Consider the following 22,959-nt stretch of genomic DNA (forward strand, 5'->3'; position numbering starts at 1 on the left):
TGGGCGACATCATTTCGGAACGGGTGGGCGACTTCAAATCGGAATGGTGGGCGAGATCATCTCGGAATCCTGGGCGACATCGATCGGAATCCGCAATGTCGACACGACGGGTGGTGGAATTGCCCTAATCATCATTCCTGACGGTCGCATTTATCAGAAACAGCTCCGCGAGATAATGATAAAGTGCTGTCAGCTCGACCGGTGGGGCAAAAGCCTGCGCCATCAGTGCCGTCGAGGCTGAGCGATGTTTGTTGGTCTCGATGTACTGCGCCGACGCGCAGACATTGCCCTTGGTCCGGCGGGGCAGCGCAACGTTGCTGGCGAAGAAGGTAGCCAATGCCTCCGGCGTCATCGGCACATCGCTTTGGACAACTCGGTGAGGCAAGGACGAGATAGGGAATAAGGCTGCGGGCACGCTACCTAAGGCCGAGGCCAATGAGGATCGTCTCCGCGTCGTTCGCATTGAGCGGGGTCGTCTTCATCGGTCATCTCCGGCCTCACCACGTTCCTGGCATTACGTGATCGACAACGGCGTGTCACCCGCCATCTCAAGCAGATCGAGCACCCAGCCATTGGCAATTCTTATCCACCCGCGCCACAGCGTGTCGTGCCCCGATCCGACCGCCGACTCTTCGAGATCCTTCTTCGGCACGTAAGTCGACAGGCCAGCTTCGGGCTAGCGGCAATCTTCACTTTCATAAGATCAACTCTGGTCGGAAGGACATTTCCCGCAGGACTGCGAGCGACCAGCGCGCAAGCGCGCCACGATGCCGAACAGCGCGCGCAAGAGCTGATCGATCTCCAATCCTGGTTTCACACGCATTCGAAAAGCGGACCGTGCTCCACAGGCTCGTCGCCGGCACATTCATCGCGCAGCACATGCGATGCTTCCATTGAGCCGGAGCTGCAACCTGACTCGAGCCTATGCCAATTCCGAATCTATATCGCTCGCGTGTGACATCAGGAGCACGCCCGCGTGTGGCGGGCGCTCCCATTGCACTGCTACTTTCGCCCCGGTGCATGCGGCTAAGAAGTTGGCCACTTTCGGGCCAAGCCGCACCCGGTGCGACTCCCGCTAGTCGGTCCCCGGGCCTAATTTTAGCCGGTCGAAGTACCAACCAAACTCATCCGGAGACGAATCCGTTTCGATGTATTCTTCGCCCGAATTTTCCTCGAAGCTTCCTTCGTTTTCGTCATCGCTACTCTCAGCTTTGGAGAGATATAGCCGAGGCTTGTCCGCCCGCTGCCATTTTCCCTGCTCGTTCAGCGTCCACTTGTCGGGGTGCTGCGTGGGGTCAAGCACATATTGATTGTCACCCACGTGAACAAAACCCATCTGCTGTAGACGGGCCTTCGCCTCATCCGAGGCAGGACGCGACATGACCAACGTCCGTTTGCCATCAAGCCGAAGTTGATGTTCCAGCAGAATATCGCCTGCGTTCTCGACGAGCGGATGAGTAACCCGGAGACCGACAACGGGCGAAATGTGTTTTCGCCCAGGAAAGTGCTGGTTCCACGCCTCTCCTCCCATGCGACGTCGCCCTTCGGTTTTTAGAAGCCCGACACTCTTGTCACCCAACTGATAGCTGAAATATCGCGCCTGGTCCGAATCCTCTACGTTGGATGCGAGTCTGGCGACCATCGCTGTGCGCCCAGCTTTTTTCGGACACGCAATCCGAGTACTCTTGCGGACTATCGACTACGTGCTTGAGGTCGCGACCATAGAAATTCCTGAGTTCTCGCCTGAATGCCCCCCTGTCAATCTCATCGATGGGAGGTTCGGAAACGAGGGAGTACGGCCTTGTCGCCCCCGAGGACGAACCAGCCGCCGCGTCTGCAAGCGGTTGCGTAAAACTGCCGGCATCTGCTGATAACTCCGATTCATCGACCTCGCTCGCGCTTAGAAATTGGCTGGATGAACCAGTGATTCTGCTATACATGCGGTAGCTCTCCTATCGTAAAAGTTGGACCGTACTGGCCTACGCGAGACCTGCGGACGGTGATAGGCGCGAGAGCTGACAAAAGGCTGACGCACAGGGGGCCCTCACCCTCGCCCCACGGTGCTCACGCTTTGCAAGGCGAGGTGCAACTCATTTCCCCGCGGCTGGCCTTTCCAAGCTTACGCTGTGTGCCCCGAAAGGGCGTGTGTCACCAGTGGAGGAAGAATCCACGCGGATAATTGTAGATAGGTCTGGTAGCTGACGAGCAGGGTGGCTGGGTAACTGGTTGCACTGAAGCCTCGTGACAAAGGTCGCCTTGGGCAGCTGAGCAAGCCAGCGGGCCATAACATGAGTGAAGCCTGAGCAGGCCTCGAAAGTGAAGATGCGGATGCCGACCCGCCAGCGTAGCGGGGAAGGCAGCACGGGTGGGCACCCACCTGATCCGCCGGGGTAATGGGCATGGCACGCTGGCAGGGTGATGCAAACAACGGGGTCAACCCGTTTAGGCGAGGATAGCCGCTCAACGTCGCGAAAGGCGGTGGCCTCGGGAGTCGGACGGGGTCATAGTAGCGAGGAAGCCGGGAAAGAGCTATCGCCGAAAGTTGGTGACGGCGGGAATCGGGAAGGCGGCATATCGTGGGGGTGCTTAACGCCTCCACTTCTCCACCAAAGGAGCGATATGCCGTGCCACAGGATAACGTTATCCAGCTGATTCAGCCAGGAATCTTCGACGACCAACTCACCGAAATCCTACGCAATGGAGCGCGTGCGCTGCTTGCCAAGGTGGTCGAGGCCGAGGTCGCGGACTTCCTCGACAGGCATGCAGATCTGAAGACTGGGGACGGCGAGCAGCGGGTGGTCCGCCACGGCACCTGCCGCAGCCCGAAGTGATGACCCGTATCGGTCCGGTCGCCGTCCGCCAGCCGCGTGTGCGTGATCGCGAAACCGCCGCCACCAATCCGGGCCGAATCCGGTTCTCTCCGTCGATCCTGCCGCCATACATGCGCCGCTCGAAATCGATTGAGAAGCTGCTGCCGATCCTGTACCTGAAGGGTATCTCGACCGGCGACTTCTCGGAAGCGCTGGCTGCGCTGCTCGGCAAGGATGCTGCCGGGTTGTGGGCCTCCGCCATCGGTCGCCTGAAGGACGGTTGGCTCGATGAACACACCGCGTGGCAGAAGCGCGATCTGTCGGCGAAGCGCTACGTCTACATCTGGGCCGACGGCATCCATCTCGAACCCGCCTCGAGGACGAAAAGTAGTGCATCCTGGTGCTGATCGGCGCGACGGCCGGAAGGCCGCAAGGAACTGGTCGGCTTCACCGATGGATGAGTCAAGGCTAGTCCTCAAGGGTTTGGCCCTGTCGCCCTCCCGAATCCGCCAGGTTTGCTGAACAGCCTGTCACGACTCCGTCCCACTGCGCCGCGCTCGTTTTCCCGGTCCTCTCGCTCGGAAGATGCGGGAGGGAGCCATCGCCGCGCTGAATCTGTCCCCTCAAAGAGATCCATACTCCTTATGGGACCGACCAGATCACTCAGTCTGCGATGAGACGTTATCGTGTTTAAGACGCTTAGTTTTCGATAAGCTGACGGGAGCTATCGCCGGAAATTGGGGACGGCGGGAATCGCAACGGCGGCACATCGTGGTGGTGAGGGGCGCATTGCGCCACCTGAAATGTTCCTGAATGCTAGGCCGTTGCCTCACGAAATTTTCTCCCCCGGTGGGATGGGACTGCGGGGCGATAACGAGCAACTGGGTATGTGACTCGAAGAGACAGCCGCTGTGGGGCTGCGCTAAAGTGAGGCGAGCCCCGCGGAGAACGCGCGCATTCTTGACGAGTTTGTGGTTGTGACGGGCTTCCATCGAAAGCATGCAATGCGCTTACTCCGAGGCGAAACGGGGCATCGGTTCGTCGCCCCGGTCGCCGGATTTGTCACGGGCCGTGGAAAACTGCCCCCTCAGCGTCACGAGGAATTGCTCCTCCTCGGATAGCCGAGGAGAGAGTGAATGAACGAGGAATGAATCACGGAAGGCTCGTCGCGGATTGATCCTGAAGCGGATTGCGCGGCAGCTGGGCTGCCGCGCCATCACACGGTGAAGGACGACGTGGTGGCCGGCGGGGTAAAGGCGTTCAAGTGCCCGAGCGAAGCGGCTCGATGGTCTCGAAGGTTGGCTGCGCGAGCTTGACGCCACCGTGTTTGAGCGGTGGTGCTAGCGCGTCGGCGCGGCCAACAACGTCTCCGGTCAAGGTGTCGAGCATCATTCTGCCCGGTTTCATCGACCCCGCCAGCGGCGATGGCTGCCCGGCAGGAATTCAACCGGTATAATGGAAGGATTCCGCGGAATACGACCGCTTGCTGAACAAACCGCAGTATGCGGCCATGCCAATCATGGCCTGCGAAGCGGAGATCAAGGCTTGCCGGTGGAGCGACGTCCTCGATCAGGCGAGGGCGATCCTCGAGCAGGCATCTAGGATGTAACCGGTGTGAGGTCCAACGTTTGCGGTGATCAGCGGGCGCGCGTAGCGGATCGGCATCTAGTACTGGCGGATGGCCTCGACGGGCGGCGGGATATCGGCGTAGGCGCGCCGCGTCTCGCGGCCGCTTTGTGGTGCTCCGAGCAGCGGCTGTCCCTGATCGTCGGCACAGTGCAGCAGAATAGGCAGAAGCAGGCCGTGATTGACAGTTGCTGGCGTCCAGCAATGGCGCCAACGCCGATAGTTTGAGCCGCATCGCGGCATAGAAATCCTGACCACAAGGACGCGGATCGACGTTGCCATTGGCTTTGCGGCGGTGCATCGGCTTGAACTGGCGATGCGTGGTCGAAAGGATTTGGCTGATCTGGTTATGGCGCAGCGCAACGGCGGAGATCGCGGCGAACTCCGGGGTGCCGCCGTGGTTGAAAGCATCGGCATCAATGGAGCAGCGGCCAGATCCAATCGAGCGGGCTCATGACATCGGTCCGGCCACGATCGCGGCGACGTGACCGTCGAGCATGGGAAGACTTGTGGCGGCAGGATGCTGATCGACGCGAGCCCGGAGCCATCGTTCGAGCAACGCAATCGACATCGCGACGGCGGTCATCGACGATGCTTTATGGCGAGTGGGCTTACGCAGCGGCCTGCGCAGCGCGCTGGCGGGCCGCCTTCCAGTTCCAGGCGAGCAGCCCGTGCAGCCGATGGTTCTTGGTTCCCGCGGAGGCGATGGGCTCCAGCACGTCAGTCAGGTAGACCTGCGGGTCGAGCTCATAGAGCTTTGCTGTGTTCACGATCGACTCCAGGGCCGCCCAGCTCTCGACGCCACCTTCGCTGCAAAGGGCGTGCGTGCCCGAGAGAATGAGGATGAGCGGCTACGTGCCATAGCTGCGAAGCTGCGAGTGCTTGCGTCCTGGTATTGACTACCACAAAAACACGCGTTCGTACACCTCCCAAGCCTGATAGGGGAGCTTCGCTCGCTTTGCCATTATTCTTCATCGACAGGAGCCGAACCAAGGTCGACCCAACTTCGAGCAACATGATTTCAGCGCTCTCGAACCCGAGCCATGGACTTGCGACATACATTGTTAGTGCGCCGCCCAAGCTCGTTGTGTTTCGAGCGAGCTTCCCAGCGAACTCTAGAGAACGCACTCAGCTGAGCAAGCAAAATTGCAGGCCAATGTCCGCGAGACAACCATGATACCATTGTCGGCAGAGAACGCTTGCGAGAGGGCTGATATCCCGCTGAGGCGCCTTGATGTAAGCGAGCCCAAGCGCTTTAAGGATGATACCGTTTGGCCTTGTTTCGAGCGGCTGCGAAGGGAAGATCCCGTCCATTATTGCGAAGACAGCCCATACGGACCATATTGGTCGATAACAAAATACCGCGACATCATAGCCGTGGACTCAAATCACACAACATTCTCATCAGAGCGAAGCGTCACAATTGTCGACCCGCCGGAGAAGTATTGGACCCCCAGTTTCATCAAAATGAGTCCTCCTCTCCATGCTCAGCAGCGTAAGACTATCAGTCCGATAGCGGCATCGGAGAACCTGGCGAAACTTGAAGGCTTGATCCGCTCGCGGGTTCAGAAGATCTTGGACGGTTTGCCGCGCAATGATACCTTCAACTGGGTCGACAGGGTCTCGATCGAGTTGACGACCCAAATGCTGGCCACGCTGTTCGATTTTCCATTTCAGGATCGACGGTTGCTGACCTACTGGTCGGACGTAGCTGCCTTGACGCCACAAATGGGCGACCAGATCGACAGCTGGGAAAAGCGAAAGGTGGTGCTGTCGGAGTGCCTGGACTATTTCACACGACTCTGGAGCGAACGGGTCAATTGCGAGCCGCGCGCTGACCTGATCTCGATGATGGCGCATTCGCCGGCGACGCGAAACATGGAGCCGCGCGAGTTCCTGGGGAACCTCATTCTGCTGATCGTTGGAGGCAACGATACTACGCGCAACTCAATCAGTGGTGGCGTCTTGTTCATGAGCCAAAATCCGTCCGAACTGCGAAAACTCCGAGATGATGCTTCGCTACTGCCCGGTGCGGTATCCGAGATTATACGATACCAAACGCCTATCGCGCACATGCGCCGGACGGCTGTGGACGATTTGGCGATAGGCCACAAGCAAATTAGGCGAGGCGATAAAGTTGTGATGTGGTATATCTCTGGCAACCGAGACGACGAAGTCATTGCGAACCCCAACAGCTTCATCATTGATCGAGAAAATGTACGACAACATCTCTCATTTGGATTTGGGATTCACCGTTGCGTGGGTAGGCATCTCGCAGAGCTGCAGCTGAAAATCCTGTGGGAGGAGATGCTGAACCGATCTCTGGAGGTAAAGGTGGTCGGCGAACCGGAGCGAGTTGAATCTAATTTTGTGCACGGTTATTCCGCACTGCCGGTGCGGATTCCAGGTTAGTCTCGGTTGCCAGCGACATTCAACACTGGTCGTGCGGAACCGGCGGTTAGGATCACGGCCTGGTGGAGACCAGTTGTCTGGGTAAGTTGCCCGGCGTTGCGTTACTGGCTTGTGGTTTTTTCGAAGAGTGCGGACAGGGCCAAGCGTCATTATCCGGTCCAAGACCCTGGCCGGCCGTTCCGATACGTCACGCCGCCGCTTGTCGCATCGTTGTTACTGGAGAGCGGGTAAGTCGAGCGCTGCCAACGGTGAAGCTGATCGCGGCGGGCGGGATCTGCGACGGCGTCGACCTCGCCAAGGCCATCCGCCTGGCCGCGGACATTGCCGGGCAAGGCGGCCGGCGTGCTGCGCGGCGACGGTGTTCACCGCGCGGTTGTCGCGCATTTCGAGATCGTCATCGGCCACTTGGCCGTCGCCTGCTTCTGCACCGGCTCGGCTGATCTGGCGGCCTTGCGTCAGGCGCGGTTGTTGCCCTTGGCGCATCTGCCCGCCGGTTGATGCCGACGTCGCCCGCACGTGGCGGCAGGCGCCTAGCAGGCTGCTGAAATATCTACGCTAAAGATAGACTGCTAATCCACCTTGGCGAAACGGTTCGATGCGCGGGAGCGACTGTTCATGGAGCAGCTGTTCACGATGAAGCGGTTGGAGGATTTCGTTCCAGCCCATCATCCACTGCACCCGATGTTCGGCTGTCAAGATCCGGGGCCGATCTTCGAAGATGTCTTCGGCAAAGCGCTCGCACCGGCCTTGCAGATCCAAATGCCGCGAACGCACATCTCAACAAGGACAGATCATCATTCGCCTTGGCGCTTCAATCTTGACCAATCTAGCTAGTCGCTGTTTGCCAGTAACTGGACAGTCATTGAGTTGAGCAAGGGGTCGGGGTTGATATAGTGCAGCAATGTACAAGTCGTCCGCGTAACATGTTCGCGCCATTCGACGGTACGTCCAATTTCAGGGAGGAAAACCTGTGCTTCGGTGAGCAGTGCCGCGGAGCGTGATAGTAACGCAGCCGGTTGCATGGCGGTGTCTTTCGAAATGAGTCTGTTGCAGGGTGGACGGGAAGTTATTGCCTAGGTCAAGAGGATGAACATAGCGCTTGCGCATGGGCAAGTTCGTCCTACCAAAACAGTGCGAAGACCTCGTCTGGCGTGTGACTCAATTCTCCTCAGTGATGAGGAGATCGCAGACCTGACACATCGCCGCTGTTGCGCAGCGCGCCCGGAGCGGCTCTCCCAGACCACTGTGGAACGTCAGCCAACGATCGGAGCTGCTGCCGAGAACAGATTCTGGTTGATGTTGCATGCCGAATACCTGCAAATGACGTTTCAACTATCTCGACTTGACGGCCGCTGTTCAACGCATCCAGCACGATCGGGCCGGTGGCGCGGACAAGGCCTAACAATCAAAAGACCTTCAGCTCAAAGCAGACAGCTCAACGGCCAAACCTGCAGAGGATCAAATTTTGGACGCCGGTCCCCGGCTTACGCCCAGATCGGCGCCATGGCCGATTCCCGTGTTTGTGAGCTCGTTCCGGTGATATTCGCCGACAGAAATATCGCGGCGGCGTAGACAGTATAGCTGTTGCCCCCCTGGTTCCACGTCAGTTTCATCTCTCGGAGAGAAATTCCCGTACAAGGTCGCGCCTCTTCCAGAAATACGCGTGCCACGAGCGCCGGGCCATAGCGATTAGGGGGCCTGCGATGCTGGCTGAAATTCCTGCCGTAGATACTGGCGAGGGCCGCGACAACTCGCCGCCCAATACCGGCGTCACAAACGTTTAGGTCCGTGGGATCAAAATCAGATCAGTACGGCACAACATGCCGAGAGCGGTAGAAGGGCTTGCGGCCGCAGCTCGTGCTTAGAACGGATAATTCATTCCTGCGCGCAATGTCTTCAGACGATCTGTGTCGATGCATCTGTTCAACGCAAGTCCGGTTTCTTATTTGATGCTGATCGAGATCAAGAAGTCCATGCGACAACAACTGTAAGGTTGATGAGTTGCAAGCTGGCGTCTGGTCGGTCCTGACGGTTGCTGTGTGGCGACAAGGAACACTCGATTGTAAGGCAGTCTTCGATGCGATCTAGGAGCTCTTTTTTGGGGGCCACAACAATTTCGCTCCTCCCAAGCAGTGCAGTCCATTCGGCAGGAGACAGTCTTGTCTTTCCTGGCTGGTGGGACGCGGGTTCTCTTCGTCGCATTCTTCAACCCTTTTCAGGGCGCGCGCGGTCAATCCGGCTGCGCAGGCCAGGCCGTCCTCGATGCCGCCAGGGTATCTGCTGGAATCATCGTTCTCTCCGCCCTTGTTGTTGTCCTCGATGCCATCGTCGACCGCGCCGAAAACCGGCTCGTGGTCTGGCGGCCCTCGCCTGCCCACGAACCCTGGTAACGCTCTCCCAACAGCCACGGAGGTTCGCATGCACGTTTTGGCACGAATGATGCTGGTCATGGCACTAACCGCTTGCTGGGTCATTTCGGCGCAAGCCGCCGAGCCCGAGACGGCCAAATTGAGGATCGCCGTGGGGTCACAGATCCTCAACTGTATGCCTCTCGAGCTTGGCGTAAAGCTTGGGTCGTCTCGGGGCGATGGCCTTGACGTTACCGTCGAGAGCTTCCAAGCCGTTGGCTCAAAGACTCTGCAGGCGCTGGTCGGCAGCTCGATGGACGGGACGATCGGCTTCTACGATCACGCCATTCAGATGCAGGCGCAGGGCCGGCACTCGGAAAACCTCTGGAGCTCGCTACCTCCGACAAAATTTGGACCCAAGTCGTTGCTGCGCGTGCCTGACCTATGTGGGCAGGACAATGGTTGATGACATCGACAAGGCTCTTGACTGGGAGGGCAACCGGCTTGACTGCGCATCATGCGAGCATCTTGCACTGAGCGGAATCGGCGGATGCCGGCTCAAGCACGCCTGCGTCAACGACCGTTGTCCCCGCGGTATCGAGAGGTTCTTCGAGTGCAATCCGGATCTCGCCGACGGCCATCTCAGCCATCCGCATTTTGAGGTAAGGGCAATCGCGGCGAAGTTTGCGAGTGTCTTTCTGCTGCAGTCGCTGATCGATGATCCCAATGAAAAGGTGCAATGGAATGCGATGCTTCGCCTGCCTAGACGCTGCGTGTTGCAACTACGGAAGCATCCGAATCCCGAGCTGAGGAAGCGGGTGGCGAGCCTGCTCGAGGGTGAAGAATTGCTGCCCATGGCCTCAGACGAATATTACTATGTTCGCCTTGTCGTCGCGAGTCGGATCGAGCCTATGCTGCTCCTCCGAATGGTGGACGACGAAGAAGCCGAGGTCCGCCGTGTTGTGGCGCAGCGCATTCCTAACGAATGGTTGCTCCGCATGATCGACGATCGTGAGGCGTCGGTAAGACTGGAGATAGCCCGACGACTACCTATGCAGCTTGTGTCGCTGCTGCTGCATGATCCTGACTGGCGCATCCGCCTCGAGGTCGCAAGCCGTGCGCCAGCGGCTCAGATCTATAGTCTCGTCAATGACCCGTATAGTCTCGTGCGCGAAGTCGCGAGCTCGCGGATTGCAGGAGACCGCCGCTGAGCTCGATACCGCGCCGGTTGACGCCGACGGCCGATTAACCTGCCGCGATATGCCTATTGCCTCGTGCCGAGGATCTTGCCCGGATCGCCGCGGCGTTTTCAGAAGATGTAGAGATCGCCAACGTGCGGATCGCGGTTCAGAATCTCCTAAACTGTAAGAGCCAGGCTTCGTCTGGCGAGACGCATGTCGGTGTGGCCAGCGGCGATCCAAACCGTGACGCCGCTCGGAATCGGGATCATCGTCGCCGCAGCAGCTCAAGAACTCACTGCAGCGCCTCAACGTCCCCGTTACGGTCAAGTTGAACGCGACAGCGGCCGCCAAGCTCGATTTCCATGACTCCAGCCCTTGCACGCTGCGCCGGTGGGGAACAGGACGATTGTGGCGCGTCGCTTGAGATCGGACGTGATCTCGACGGGAACGAGAGCTGGCATGGAACCGCCGCCCAGCCGACCCTGGCGCGCTTGTCGACTTCAAGTGAACAGCAGGCTGTGAGCCAGCCCGTGCCGGCGCGCGCGACGCCGCAGACCTTGCGACTTCGACAAGGTGAACCTTCTCATCGTAACTCGCTCGCCATCGTCGTCAATGCTCGGCGCCCAACCCAATGACCTGTTAAATATCGCGCTCCATGCGCAACCGCTCGTGCAAACGAGCAATCTCCGCCGCGCGGTCCGTCAAGGGCAGCGTCGCCTGCGTCGTGGGGCGCCGCGCCGCCGCGATCCGGCCCACGTCGTTCTCACCCAGCGCTATAACACGGAGTCGCGCAGGCCAAGTTCCCTCCACGATGCGATCGAGTGGCCGCCCGATGCGACCAGATGGATGGCTTGCCGGTTGTAGTCGTCCGGAAACGAGCGGAGTTGACGTGCTTCCATCTGACACCTCGTGGCTCCGAGCCCACTACAGCTGTGCAACAATTCGAGGAGGTTCACTAGGTCAAGGCTCTAAGAGCGTGACTGTATCAAGGACAGGCTCAGCGCAGGTACTGTTTCGCAGCCTGGCAGCCGGTTGCCCGTCCTCAGGGTAAAGAATCGCGTGTACCCTTTGGGCGCAGGAAACAGCAGCTTCGGGGCCCCTGAATTCGTCGGTTCTTTTCTATCTTCCTGGATCTCCGCAACTAGCCTAGCTAGGGTCCAGACTCAATTGAGCCAATATACGACGAGAGCAGCGAGATGAACAGCGGCCAAAAAATTACGGGCGAGCTTGTCATATCGCGTGGCGATGCGCCGGAAGTCCTTGAGCCTGCAAAAGCAGCGTTCGATGACATTTCGGCCTTTGTAGGCGCGTTTGTTGAAGCGATGGATGACGACACGGTTGGATTTATTGGGGATTACGGGCTTGGCGACGCGCCGAATGATTTCGCCGCGAAGCTTGTCGCCGTCATACCCTTTGTCGGCGAGGAGCGCGCTCATGGGTAGCGCGAGTGCCACGAGATCGGGAGCCGCAGCGATATCGGCCTCCTGGCCTGGAGTCAGATGCAGGACGACCGGCCGGCAGACCGGATCGCTCAGCGCACGGATTGTTGTCGTACGGCCTCCGCGCGAGCGGCCGATTGCTTGATTATGCTCCCCCTTTTCCGCCGGAGGCACACCGGTGAGTATTAATCTTGGTCTAGTCGAGCGACAGCACGAAGCCGTCTTCGCCAGGCTTGGCCAGCGCTTCGAAGATTGCGCACCATCGTCCTCGCTTGGCCCAGCGATTGAAGCGATTGTAGTCGTCGTGTCAGGGCCGTATTCAAGTGGACAATCACGCCATCGTGCACCCGATTGCAGCTTGTGAATGATGCCGCTGACGATGCGTTGGTCAAGTTGCATTGCGATGGATGACCTGACTGAGCTGCTGCCCCTGGTGGCGGCTGGTATCGACACCCAGTCTTTTGCCTGCCGGTTCATGGAGCGCCCGAGGTGAACTCAGAACTGGATGAAAGTTGGGACAAGTCAGCGATAGCGTATGGACAGCTGCTCCTGGCTGAGTTGGTTCTCCAAGCGGGCATCGAACGGACGATCCTTGATCTGTATCTCTCGATCGGTTTCGAAATCGCCGGCTGGGACCATGTTGTTTGCGATGCGGTATCCGCAAGTGCGAAAGGGGACACGACGCCCGACTCGAAGGCGAGATGGTAGCTTTTGCGGGTATCGAGCCGCAAATTAGCCTCCTCGAGCTTGTCTTCTAAGGAAGCCTACGCCGCGTAAGCGGCTCCAATAGAGGTCGTGAGACGGAAGGACATATCCGCCAGGCTCCGTGATCGTTCCGAGACGCGCAAGAAACTGGACCGGTTAGTCGCGACCGACGGTAGCCGATCGACTTCGCAGCTTGCTCAACAACCGTCGCAACAGCGGCAATCTAACCTAATCTGATCACGCTTTAGTGTGGGCGCTCCAGGAGCCTCATACTGTGCGGCTATGAGTCGCCACTGGCCGCGCCAGATGAGCATCGAATGCGGACGCTACGGTCCTGACGAGAAACTCGGCGCCTTTCCTGACGAACAGTCGCTCGCCGCCGTCCATCGTCACTGCGCCGTCTGCAATGAGGCGATCGAGCCGCGAGCGATCGACAACGGCCGACTTCGGATCACGGCCATGCGATCGAGCGATCTTCGACAGGTCGAGGGCCATGTCACACATCAGTCGCTCGATCAGATCGGCTCGGAAGCGATCGTCACCCGTGAAGGCATACCCCTTGAGGGTGGCGGGCCGGTCCTCGGCGATGCGCGCCAGGTAATCACGGGTTACCACGACATTCTGTGCAAATCCTTGCGGCATCCTGCCGATCGCGCTTGCCCCTAGCCCGATGATCGTTTCGGGGGTGTCGTCGGTGTAACCCTGGAAGTTCCGACGCAGCCGCCCTTCGCGCTTCGCCGTGGCAAGATTGTCGCGGGGGAGGGCGAAGTGGTCGAAACCAATGCGCACGTAGCCCGCGTCGACCAGGGCTTCTGCAATCAATTCCGACTGAAGATGGCGCTCGACTGTTTGGGGGAGGGCGTGTTCGTCGATCTTGCGCTGATGCTTCTTGAAGGAGGGCATATGCACGTAACCGAACACCCACAAGCGATCCGGCCGGAGTTCGATGCATTTGGCGACCGTGTCTAGGCACGATTGCATGGTCTGAAGCGGCAGACCGCAGATAAGATTGAAGTTGAGCCGGCCCACGCCGGCTCGCCGCAGGCGCTCAACGCACGTGGCGGTCTGCTCGAATGTCTGCACGCGGTTGATGGCGCGCTGCACAGCAGGATCGAAGCTCTGTACCCCCAGGCTCGCGCGATTGACTCCGCTGTAGCCCAAACCCGCCGCGATCGGCTCGGTCAGGGTACGCGGATCGATCTCCACGGCGATTTCGGCATCGGGCAACACGAAATACGAGAAGCGGAGCGCGCCGATGAGATCGGCGAAGGTTTCGGGCGTCATGATCGTCGGCGTGCCGCCGCCGAAATTTATGTGCGAGATAGGAAGGCGGTGGCCGATAGTTTCCGCGATTAGGTGCGCCTCCGCTCGCAGACCGGATGTATAGACTGCGATGGGGTTGTCTTTCTTGGTGACCGAGGTGTGCCAACCGCAATACCAGCACATAGACCGGCAGAACGGAACGTGCACATAGATCGAGGCCGGCTGGCGGGGCGGCAGGGATCCGAGCCACATCCGGTAATCAGGTTCGCCGATCGCTGGCGAAAAGTGCGGCGCGGTCGGATAGCTTGTGTAGCGGGGAAGCCTCTCGAGACCGTACGATTGCGCCAGATCCGATCTCATCTGTTTCTCCTTCAACTGCCGGATGGTCTAACGACTTCGCTGAGGAGGCACGTTGCGCTGGCGCAATCCTTTGCTCGTTTTGGGCCTCAACTCCGCCCGCAGTAGTTGGCGGCCCGTTTTGGCAGCTCTGATCCTCTTGGCCGGAAACGGGGCCCGTGGCTTTGATTGGGACAAAAAAGGCCGGCCGAAATGCGTTCGGCGGGCCAAGTCGCGGAGGAGAAACGTCGGCCGGGTGAAAGCGATCAGGCGTTGAGATTGTGCAGGCGCTGGCGCTTGCGATCGGGGTGATCCTGGCGCTCGGCATCTCCGTGGTGGACACCATTCATCATGCCGCACGCTTCTTTCGAGGCGGGGATCATGCTGCTTACCTTGCTACTGGTCGGCCGCGTCTTGGAGCAGAACATGCGGCGGCGGAGGCGCGCGGTCGCGGCAATCTCGCCGTGCTGAAAGCGGAGACAGTAGCCAAATTCGTCGGGCCCGTTGAGATCTCGCAGGTGCCGGCGGCGATCCATCCCGGCGACATCGTGCTGCGGCCGCCCGGCGAGCGCTGCTCCGTCGACGGCACCGTGATCGACGGGCGCTCTGAGATCGACCAGAGCCTGATCACCGGCGCGGCTCTACGCGCCAGTGGTGCATGCGACCGTGCTCCTCGTGCAGGCAGTGGCCTCGGCACGATATTCATGTCCAGAGTGCTGCTCAATTCGGGCGACGTGATCGAGCGCCTCACCGAAGTCGATCATCTGATCTTGAACAAGATCGGCACGCTCACGCTGCCGGATCTCGACGTGACGAATGCAGCCGATATTCCCGCTGGCGTATTTGCGCTCGCCGGACGCCTGGCGCTATCGAGCCATCATCCGGTGGCCACCGCAGTAGTGCCGGCCGCCGGCCTCAAACCGCCGATTATCGGTATGGTTGAGGAAGCCGGGCAGGGCGTGCGCGTCATCGTCGACGGCGCTGATCTCGGCCTCTGTGCGAGACAATGGGTGCCGAAACGGCAGTAAGGGAACCGCACAGTGACAGCCTCTCTTGATGGCGAAATTCGCGACGGCCGCCATCATATGCAGGTTCGGGTCTATTTCGATGATCCGACTCCGGGCAGATTGTTTATCACGCAAATGTCTTGCGCTTCATGGAACGCGGCAGAACGAACTACTTGCGCCTGCTCGGCTCGAATCAGCGAGCGCTACTTAAAGAAACCAAGAATGATGCGCCCGGCTTTGCCTTCGTTGTGAGCTCCATGACAATCGATTTTGTACCACCGGCGGTCTGGGACCTTCTTGACTCGTCACAGTTCCGCAAGAGGTGAGGGGCGCGTCGATTGCCTTGCTGCAGGAATGCAGGCGCGGCGACGATCTCCTTCGTCGCGGCGCGCGTACGCGTGGCGTTCGACTCAGCCGGAAAGGCGCAGCGCATTCCGAAGTCGCTGCAGCTCGCTATGGAAAGGCTTCGATGAATCTGCTGCCTCGTTTACGCTTTTCCTTCCAGCGCCCCAATGTAATCAGGTCATTGGCTTCTGTTGCGACATCGTCAAACCAGTGCTCCCTGCGGCACGCTACAAACGTACAACCCCCCGGCCCGGAGCCCTCGTAAGGCAGCCATCGCTACCAGATAAGCGTCAGGGCCCTTGGCTTAGGGAATGCAAATTTCGGAACAGCTACGTTCACTAGGAAGGTTCCCGAGTAGTTCCAGCCCAAGATAGTGCAGCAATCCTTTTGGGGTGCGGAGATCATCCAGCCCGACGAGCCCGCCAGCCTTAAAGCTTGCTGACCACCGCGCGCAAACGGTGTGGTCGAGCCGATCCACGCGATGCCGCTGGTTCTAACGGCTGCCGAGGAACGCGACGTGTGGATGCGCCGTGGAATGAAGCCAAAGCTTGCTCGCCCAAATGGCAGCACACGGCCCCAATCCCGTTTCGTCAAGCCAGAACGTCGGGAAAAGACTTCCGAAGAAGGGCAACTTGTTTCCAAAAACAGGAACGGACTGCGGACGAGAGCCGAACCGGAGTGGTCGAGCTGATCCATCCCGAGACGATCAAGTGATCCTTTGCGTATGCGAGGAATGGGGGCGACTGGATGCGCGGACTTGCGGCGATGCGAAGGTGCTGGCGTCCGCTCGCGGAGCGACAAGGAAGACGGTCCAACCGATCATAGGGGTCAGTGAGCACTGCAAAACGATTGCCACTTCTCGCCGAGAGCACGAGCGGCAATCTAAACTCATTTCGCACAGCCTGATTTCAGCACCTTAGGAGATTGCCATTCCGAAGAACGACACAGCCGTGTTCGACGCAATGCGTCGTGATCCGATCGGAGAGACGGAATGAGGCCGGCCGACTGGCACGCGCGAGGCGATAAGACATGCTAGCTCGCTCGCTTACTGTCCCCAGGAGTGGATCAATGCCGGCGGGTATGTTGTGCCCCGTCAACGGCGAAATCGTCACCCTCTCGCGTCAAGCCAGGAATGTCCGGGTCGTCCCCAAAACAGCCGCTCGGGCGACAACGCCCCAGCCACCGGGTCTATGTTGGCCGTGTGATCGGGGCCGCCTGGTCCAAGCGCTCCAACGAGGGTCGCGATTATCTGGGTCTCAAGCTCGACGATCCGAGCTGCACCGCTCCGATTTTCGTCAACCTCTTCGCCGACGAGGAAGGTGATGGCTTCAGCCTGATCGGGTCCCGCCCCGCCGTCGCAACGGCGACTGACCCGATCCACAATGCCTCGCCCGGCTGGTCCGGGCGGGGCATGACCTTGCTCAGGAGCCGGGCGCGATGCATCGCATGGTGTCGCCGCAATTTCAGCAGACGGGGATCTCGCATTTTAGGAAGGGAGTTGACGGCAGAGGGCGATTTTGTGCTCCTCATCCGGGCAATCCTGAACGCCGGCGTACTGGAGGACGGTCTGATCAGACCGGTGGAAGAGGGACCGCTCAGGGTGGGCCGCTCTCGCCCGTCCTCGGTAATTTCGTGCTCGACGATCTCGACAAGAAGTTGACACGTCGAGGCCATCGGTTCTCCCTGCTATGCAGGCAACTGCAACATCTATGTTCGCAGTCATCGCAGCGACAATGGCAGAACCGGCGCAAGCGATTCATGGAGCTTCGCCGCCTCGGCATCGCGAAGTTCCCGCATCGATTGCCGCCGGTCGCCGGCGGGGCTCTGGCGAATGTCCGGGCACCGGCGGTCCAGCACGCCCTGCGCAACCACTTCTTTGACGCTCGCGGTCTCTCCGAATACTGGTTTCTCGGCCAACTTGTTCAGTCGAACCGCCTCGGTACGGACCCGTGTATGCCAGGTAGTGTGGGAAGGGTCGCGTCGCGAGACGTCCCGCTATCCCGATCAATTAAAGCGCAATTACGGGCTAACCCGTCGGGGCTCTGGCGGCAGCGTCGCACCACGACTATGCGAACTTCGTAGGAGGGACGCACTGATTCCCCAACGGGCATTAGTTACGAGATACCGAGGGCGCCTCGTCGTGCTTGAAGTGTCGCTTTCGGATCTTGTAACTCACCAACCAGATCACGCCGACCGCGATCGGCACGAAGACTGCGGTTAGGAGCGAGGGCTTTACTCGCAGTCCGATATCGTGCGCGCCCTCGGCAAGATAGTTAAACAGACTGACCACGTAATATCCAATCGCCCCGACCGACAATCCTTCGACCGTGTATTGCAGCCGAAGTTGCTGCCTCGTGCGTTCGTTTATAGCCTGCAACAGGTCATGATTCTGTTGTTCGATCTCGACGTCGACACGGGTTCGCAACAGATCGGCGGCACGCGCTAGCTTCACCGACAGAGCTGCCTGGCGATCCTCCACGGTCGCGCAGGTTCGCATCGCCGGCGCCATGCGGCGCGCCAGAAACGACGACCAGCTCGGATAGCCCGACACATCAGTGCCTTCAATGATGGATAGTCGCGATTGGACCAGCTCGTTATAGGCCCTGCTGGCGCCGAAGCGAAACAGGCTACCGGTCGCGCCTCTTTCGAAGGAGGCGGCCAACGCGGTCAGCTCGGCAAGCAGATGGTTGTTGAATTGCAGCCCCTCACCGCTCTGCATTTTTTCGAGAGCTTCAACAAGACGGCGGTCGATGCGATCAACAGACGGTGCAAGCTCGAGGGCCGCCGACAGGCCAAGCAGCGCCAACGGACGGTAGGTCTCGATTTCCAGGAGCCGTTGCACCAGCGCTCCGAGATCGTGCGACGTCAATCCGAGGTCGCAGACGAGGATTTTCGTGAAGCCTTTTTCGTCCACGTGGAAGTCTGAGGCGGCAACGCCCGCACCGCTCTTTGTGGCAACCATGGCCAGGCTATTCTTGTCAAAAATCTGTTCGGCGCGCTTGGTCGGCGAGGCGCCTTGCTCCACTTCTAACCTGATCGCGACCAGCAATTGACCCGTCTGCCGCAACGCGCGGATCAGCGATCGGACGGTATCATCAACTTTCTCGAATGGGTGAGCGGCAGGACCATTTCCGTTAGTCCAGATCCAGGTGAATGTTGTAAATTCCGAATGCTGCTCCCAACGTAGCATAGCGGGCCCGATGACAATCTGATGATGTTTCGCCAATTGCTCAGGCGGCGGAAGATTGCGCTCCAGGCAGAAATCGACAAATCGGCAGCGATCGCTTGCGGCCGCCTCGCCTTGCGCAAGAACAGCGAAGTGGATCACGCTGAATGGCGAAACAAGCTGCGTGAAAGGGCGCGCGTGCACTTCGCCGAGCACGGCGGCGCGTTGCGGATGCGGCTTGAAGGTTCGCAGATCAAGTTCATCGATCATCTATTCACGCCTCGCTTCAGATTGAGCAAGCAACCGTCAGCCTTGACGCGAGAGGCATTGGCGGTGCTGGAAAACGGTGCGCGCGGCAAGGCGCCGATCAAGTCATGTCGACGATCGATGCCGAGGCCGCCTTCAGATTCGGGAAGAGGTCTTGCGGGAGCAGGATCAGGCCGAGCAGATTGAGGCGGAACAGCCTCATCCAGGCTTCGACTAACGCCGTCAACGACGTCTGTCGGGTACGGTCCGGTGTCTATGGCGAAATGCCGGCATTGTGAATCAATGCGTGTAGCGGTGCGCCAGCAAGCCGTTCCGCGACCTCGGCAGTGGCGTGCGGCACCGTCCGTCGACTGCCTAGATCGACGTGGACATGGTTGTCTGTCTCCGAATCCGACGGACATCGCCCGCCACCAAAGGGTTGCCCCGTGCAAATAAGGATGCGCCGGCGCTCTTCTGCAAACAGCTTTTCGATGACATGACCGATGCCGCGCGAGGGGGCGGCAAGCGGTGGCGTCTTCCGTTGTCCCAGCGGGGTGCAAACAGGCGACCTCCGGTGCGGCAACCGCATTGTCGATTGACAGATCGAGGCCCAAACACGACTCCCATCCTGTTGCCGCCGCTAAACTTTCTGGCGCGGAGAGCCGTTGCAGGATTTGGGCCAGCACTGTAGAAGGGGCGCGCTCGCGTCTTTCTTTGCGCAACGTGGCTTTCCGAGAGAGTCGGAGGCGGGTTTCAGACATGAAGCGCGCTTGTATTCTGACAGAATGCGCACGTGGCGCAGGCCACAGGAAATTGCCTGTTTCGGCAAGATGATCGCCTGCCCGGCCGCTGCCATTGTCTGAGCGGCCACGCTGTGGCCGGATTTGTCGATGCAGAGCCGGGAGAGTGACCGCGCCCGGACCCGCGGAGGAAGGTTTGCCGATGGGCTGATAACGTCACATCGAGTGAGGATGACTGGATCACGGACCCGGAGCGCTCGCCGTCCTCTCTTTGACGCACACTTCCATCGAAGTCGCCGTTCGGTGCGCTCGATCCGAACAGAGCTGACATCAACGAAACCGCGGCGATAGCGCCGAGAAGCCGGCCCAACCCATTCAGTGGTGATTGGCTCTTTGTGCTGACAGGCGCAGATTTCCGCTAGCGATCACTGTCTCGGCCACACGCTCCGCTCACGAGAAGTCCCCGGCCGTAGCTGTGATCCGCCGCTATTTGGTCGATCACTCACCAGGATCGACACGTATCTGGCCGTTCATGAAAAGCGATTGCGGGCTTTCATGACCGGGCTGCGGGACGATGTCACGACGGACTGCCGTTTTGAGCTCGTGCCGCCACCAGATTGTCCGACCAAGGGACCGGCGTTGCGCGATCGGCTGCGCGCGGAGTCACAGGCCGGCGCGCAAATCCTGATTATCGGCCGCTTCATAAGATGAGCACGCTGGTGCAGACTGCTGCCATCGATACAACATTCCTGCGCGTCGTGTTCAGCATTCCGCGGCGAGAGTCCTCTCTTCATTTCGCCTCGATCGCTCCGGGCGACTCGTGTTTGGCAGTGTTGGTGCGCTTGTGGGGATGGGGCAATCTATAATGCCCTCATTCGCCAGAAGATCGCGGGTATCAAATAATCTCAAGGATGTTGCGGTCAAGGGTGACGACGAGTTTTCCCGCGTAGAGGTCGGAAAACGAGACGACTTGTGTCTCCGTAAAATCAGAGCCTCCCTCGACGTTTGGAAGCACGGATCTTGGCAACGATGCTTTCCGCGCGGTTCACCTCCTCAATCACCTTAAGCGCCCGGAATTGCCTTGCCATGGCGACAGCCATTCTTTTCATGCCCGCATCGATCGCGGCCAGCGAGCGGCCGGCGACGGGCGCAGGTCGATATCGACCGACAAAAACGCGGCAGATCGCGCACGAATAGATTGATCGCAGTCCCGCCTTGGAGCAAAATCGTTTAACGCCGCACCGAATGGCAAGGTCTCGATCAGCAGCGCAACCAGAGCTAGTCCCGGCTGCCTGAACAGATTCTCCGGGTTGATAAGTGGAGCTTCTGCCGGGTTAGGCCGCCAAGCGGAATGACTGCTGGTTGAAGATCTCAACCGATCGAGTGGCGCGCCCCGCTAGCGTGCTCGCCAGCAAGGCCATCGCCATAAGCATGGACGTGCCGAATTTAGGGTGATGAATCTGGCCGGTTGCCTTTAGGGACCCTACAAGGATTAGCAGGCGGCTAGCTCTTCAAGCTTACGTATCTTAGCGACTTCGTCGCAAAATGCGGCGACATGCCAGACGAGCGAGATCGCAGTTGCCGACCTTACCGACGTGAAATCGGCGGGGGATTCAACTACTGCGGCCCCGCCGTTCGATTCCAGCTTGCGAATGGCTTGGAAAGAGGGCGCATCTCAAACGGGCCGGCCGATCTTAAAGGGAGGCGAGTTCGTCGTCGCGCTGACCTTGGAATTTGTCGGTCAGCGGGCACCATCCGGCTTCTCGCGCGCCTCCTAGTGGCGCAGCGCGGCTCGCTGATGCGCATTCGCAAGACGATCCTCAGGCGGCACCAAGGTCGCGATGCGTGCCTGAAATCCGACGCCGACGCAAACCACGTCAGGTTACACACAGTGGATGCTACTGGGCGTGTGGATGTTCTTCAAAGTTTTGTCATGTAGCTTAACGTGCGTGGACAGCTGGAACGGTGATTGCTATTCGGGCGAAGCGACGACAAGGTCGCGTAACAGGTAACTTTGGAAACAATCATGGCGCTATGCATGGATTCCCCGGCTCCTTCGCTCAAGGTCGAGAACTGGCTTCGTGGCGAGCCCCTCACGAATTTCCAGGCAGGGAAAGTGTACATCATCGAATTTTGGGCAACTTGGTGCGGCCCGTGTGTGAAGGCGATCCCTCGTCAGATAGAGCTGCAAGAAAAATACAAAGACGAGGGGCTTGAGGTCGTCGGAGTCGCAGCTGGTGAAATAGCACCAACGCCGGATGAGGCTCGCACCAAGTTGGACGCATGGTTGACTGAAAAATTCCCAAATCTGAACTATCGAATCGCGTTCGATAGTACAGGCGAAATGAACAAGCTTTGGATGGATGCCAGTTCTTCTGTTGGGATTCCGACATCGTTCGTCGTCGACCGCGACCGCCACATTGCCGCTATCGGTCATCCAGCGATCGATATCGACGCCGCCTTGCCGAAAATTATCAACGGCACTTGGCGCAGCAGCTATCAAGCTAAAGCTGCGGATGCGAAACGGATCGCGGCAGATCAGCGCTTTGCGCGCGAACTCCCAATCCTCGAGACAATTCAACCGGCAATGGAAGCGAAGGATTGGCAGGCAGCGCTCTCGGCGGTCGAGAAGGGCATTGCCGCCGTGCCGGACAGTCTCCTGTTCCGCGAGATTCATGCAGATCTGTTGCTTCACAAAATGCGCGACACGGCGAACGGCTTCCAGGTCTTACGCCAACAGGTTCGAGATGCGCTTGAGAAACAGTCAGATGCTGTGCGTGGGCTGATCGCCGTGATGGAACAACTCTTTGATCCGGAGAACGATATGGCCCACCTTCCGCGTGCGGAACGCTTTGCGATCGGCAGGGATGTGTCGGAACATATCCGCAATCCAGGGCAACCCAGCGATGGCCTCAGCTTCTATTCTCATGGGGCGCTCGCTCAGTATTACTACGAGAGTGGTGACAAGCAACGCGCGATCGAGGTAATCGAGCGGGAAATGACATGGCTAGCTGATCCGAAAGTGCCGGACGCTAAGAAAAAGGATTATATGCCGCAGTTGCTCCAAACCCTGGCCAACTACAGGGGCGAGAAGGTTTGTTGATTTCGCAGGAAGAGTCGGCTGGAGCTCCCAAAGTGAAGCCGCAGGAGGAGACATGAAGGGCGATGTTAATCGGAGATGCACGATCGGGGCTATGTAAGCGCCTTCGAAGTCGCGACCAGTAGAATCATTCAGGGCGATTGCGACACGCAAGTCACAAGGAAAGCCTAGCCATAACAAGCGATGCGACGCCCTGCGGTCCTTCTTTGCTGGGTGTCTAGTTAGTCGTTCATGG

General features: G+C 59.3%; 16 protein-coding genes and 6 pseudogenes. 12 read left to right on the forward strand and 10 right to left on the reverse strand.

Annotated elements, in window-relative coordinates; genetic code table 11:
- Nucleotides 1-124 precede the first annotated feature (124 nt).
- From ABIB80_RS35765 to ABIB80_RS39505, 4 genes are all read right to left on the reverse strand, one after another.
- Nucleotides 125-352 carry a hypothetical protein gene (locus ABIB80_RS35765; RefSeq protein WP_354129264.1) on the reverse strand — a complete coding sequence of 76 codons (228 nt, stop codon included), beginning with the start codon at nucleotides 350-352 and terminating at the stop codon, nucleotides 125-127.
- A 162-nt stretch (nucleotides 353-514) separates the two neighbouring features.
- Nucleotides 515-664, reverse strand: a complete 150-nt coding sequence (gene nifT, locus ABIB80_RS35770) for a putative nitrogen fixation protein NifT (protein WP_354129294.1) — start codon at nucleotides 662-664, stop codon at nucleotides 515-517.
- Nucleotides 665-1,075: 411 nt separating this feature from the next.
- A complete protein-coding gene (locus ABIB80_RS35775) occupies nucleotides 1,076-1,642 on the reverse strand; it encodes a host specificity protein (RefSeq protein ID WP_354129265.1) in 567 nt (188 codons plus the stop codon).
- Nucleotides 1,572-1,940: a hypothetical protein gene (locus ABIB80_RS39505; RefSeq protein WP_502918766.1), complete on the reverse strand. Its 369-nt coding sequence runs from the start codon at nucleotides 1,938-1,940 to the stop codon at nucleotides 1,572-1,574. Before ABIB80_RS39505 ends, ABIB80_RS35775 begins: the two co-directional genes overlap by 71 nt.
- 684 nt (nucleotides 1,941-2,624) lie before the next feature.
- On the opposite strand from ABIB80_RS39505, the pseudogene ABIB80_RS35780 reads away from it, so the two are divergent.
- A pseudogene (locus ABIB80_RS35780) lies at nucleotides 2,625-3,268 on the forward strand (transposase); the annotation flags it as partial.
- A gap of 802 nt (nucleotides 3,269-4,070) precedes the next feature.
- Here ABIB80_RS35780 and ABIB80_RS35785 read toward each other — a convergent pair.
- Both ABIB80_RS35785 and ABIB80_RS35790 read right to left on the reverse strand, forming a co-directional pair.
- The gene (locus ABIB80_RS35785; protein ID WP_354129266.1) at nucleotides 4,071-4,202 is read right to left on the reverse strand and encodes a hypothetical protein; all 132 of its coding nucleotides are present in this window, start codon (nucleotides 4,200-4,202) and stop codon (nucleotides 4,071-4,073) included.
- An 845-nt stretch (nucleotides 4,203-5,047) separates the two neighbouring features.
- On the reverse strand, nucleotides 5,048-5,206 hold the full coding sequence (locus tag ABIB80_RS35790; protein ID WP_280097083.1) for a transposase domain-containing protein: 159 nt from the start codon (nucleotides 5,204-5,206) through the stop codon (nucleotides 5,048-5,050).
- 403 nt (nucleotides 5,207-5,609) lie between these two features.
- On the opposite strand from ABIB80_RS35790, the gene ABIB80_RS35795 reads away from it, so the two are divergent.
- From ABIB80_RS35795 to ABIB80_RS35820, 6 genes and pseudogenes are all read left to right on the forward strand, one after another.
- Nucleotides 5,610-6,848, forward strand: coding sequence for a cytochrome P450 (locus ABIB80_RS35795; protein WP_354129267.1), 1,239 nt, complete (start codon nucleotides 5,610-5,612; stop codon nucleotides 6,846-6,848).
- A 221-nt stretch (nucleotides 6,849-7,069) separates the two neighbouring features.
- Nucleotides 7,070-7,346 (forward strand): annotated as a pseudogene (locus tag ABIB80_RS35800) (type 2 isopentenyl-diphosphate Delta-isomerase); the annotation flags it as partial.
- A gap of 117 nt (nucleotides 7,347-7,463) precedes the next feature.
- Nucleotides 7,464-7,682 (forward strand): hypothetical protein, encoded by a 219-nt coding sequence (locus tag ABIB80_RS35805; RefSeq protein ID WP_354129295.1) that lies wholly within the window; start codon nucleotides 7,464-7,466, stop codon nucleotides 7,680-7,682.
- A gap of 1,325 nt (nucleotides 7,683-9,007) precedes the next feature.
- Nucleotides 9,008-9,238, forward strand: coding sequence for a hypothetical protein (locus ABIB80_RS35810; protein ID WP_354129268.1), 231 nt, complete (start codon nucleotides 9,008-9,010; stop codon nucleotides 9,236-9,238).
- Nucleotides 9,239-9,266: 28 nt separating this feature from the next.
- A complete protein-coding gene (locus tag ABIB80_RS35815) occupies nucleotides 9,267-9,662 on the forward strand; it encodes a type 2 periplasmic-binding domain-containing protein (protein ID WP_354129269.1) in 396 nt (131 codons plus the stop codon).
- Nucleotides 9,655-10,407 (forward strand): 4Fe4S-binding leucine-rich repeat protein, encoded by a 753-nt coding sequence (locus ABIB80_RS35820; protein WP_279686276.1) that lies wholly within the window; start codon nucleotides 9,655-9,657, stop codon nucleotides 10,405-10,407. The genes ABIB80_RS35815 and ABIB80_RS35820 overlap by 8 nt, the downstream gene beginning before the upstream one ends.
- Nucleotides 10,408-11,540: 1,133 nt before the next feature.
- Here the strand turns inward: ABIB80_RS35820 and ABIB80_RS35825 are convergent.
- Nucleotides 11,541-12,293 (reverse strand): annotated as a pseudogene (locus ABIB80_RS35825) (IS5 family transposase).
- A 12-nt stretch (nucleotides 12,294-12,305) separates the two neighbouring features.
- Here ABIB80_RS35825 and ABIB80_RS35830 point away from each other — a divergent pair.
- Complete coding sequence (locus tag ABIB80_RS35830) at nucleotides 12,306-12,524, forward strand: hypothetical protein (protein WP_354129270.1); 219 nt, start codon at nucleotides 12,306-12,308, stop codon at nucleotides 12,522-12,524.
- A gap of 264 nt (nucleotides 12,525-12,788) precedes the next feature.
- Here the strand turns inward: ABIB80_RS35830 and hemN are convergent, their stop codons facing one another.
- Entirely contained in the window at nucleotides 12,789-14,144 is a 1,356-nt protein-coding gene (hemN, locus tag ABIB80_RS35835; RefSeq protein ID WP_354129271.1) for an oxygen-independent coproporphyrinogen III oxidase, read from the reverse strand.
- Nucleotides 14,145-14,416: 272 nt separating this feature from the next.
- Here hemN and ABIB80_RS35840 point away from each other — a divergent pair.
- The 3 pseudogenes from ABIB80_RS35840 to ABIB80_RS35850 form a co-directional block, all read left to right on the forward strand.
- Nucleotides 14,417-15,115 (forward strand): annotated as a pseudogene (locus ABIB80_RS35840) (P-type ATPase actuator domain-containing protein); the annotation flags it as partial.
- 45 nt (nucleotides 15,116-15,160) lie between these two features.
- A pseudogene (locus tag ABIB80_RS35845) lies at nucleotides 15,161-15,600 on the forward strand (hotdog domain-containing protein).
- 940 nt (nucleotides 15,601-16,540) lie between these two features.
- A pseudogene (locus ABIB80_RS35850) lies at nucleotides 16,541-16,823 on the forward strand (DUF736 domain-containing protein); the annotation flags it as partial.
- Nucleotides 16,824-17,191: 368 nt separating this feature from the next.
- On the opposite strand, the gene ABIB80_RS35855 reads toward ABIB80_RS35850, so the two are convergent.
- Complete coding sequence (locus ABIB80_RS35855) at nucleotides 17,192-17,389, reverse strand: hypothetical protein (RefSeq protein WP_354129272.1); 198 nt, start codon at nucleotides 17,387-17,389, stop codon at nucleotides 17,192-17,194.
- A 193-nt stretch (nucleotides 17,390-17,582) separates the two neighbouring features.
- Nucleotides 17,583-18,908, reverse strand: a complete 1,326-nt coding sequence (locus ABIB80_RS35860) for a DUF3422 family protein (protein ID WP_354129273.1) — start codon at nucleotides 18,906-18,908, stop codon at nucleotides 17,583-17,585.
- A 2,742-nt stretch (nucleotides 18,909-21,650) separates the two neighbouring features.
- Between ABIB80_RS35860 and ABIB80_RS35870 the strand changes: the two genes are divergently transcribed.
- On the forward strand, nucleotides 21,651-22,727 hold the full coding sequence (locus tag ABIB80_RS35870; protein ID WP_354129274.1) for a TlpA disulfide reductase family protein: 1,077 nt from the start codon (nucleotides 21,651-21,653) through the stop codon (nucleotides 22,725-22,727).
- Nucleotides 22,728-22,959: the final 232 nt, after the last annotated feature.

This window comes from Bradyrhizobium sp. i1.15.2 (genome assembly GCF_040548425.1).
Taxonomy (GTDB): domain Bacteria; phylum Pseudomonadota; class Alphaproteobacteria; order Rhizobiales; family Xanthobacteraceae; genus Bradyrhizobium; species Bradyrhizobium canariense.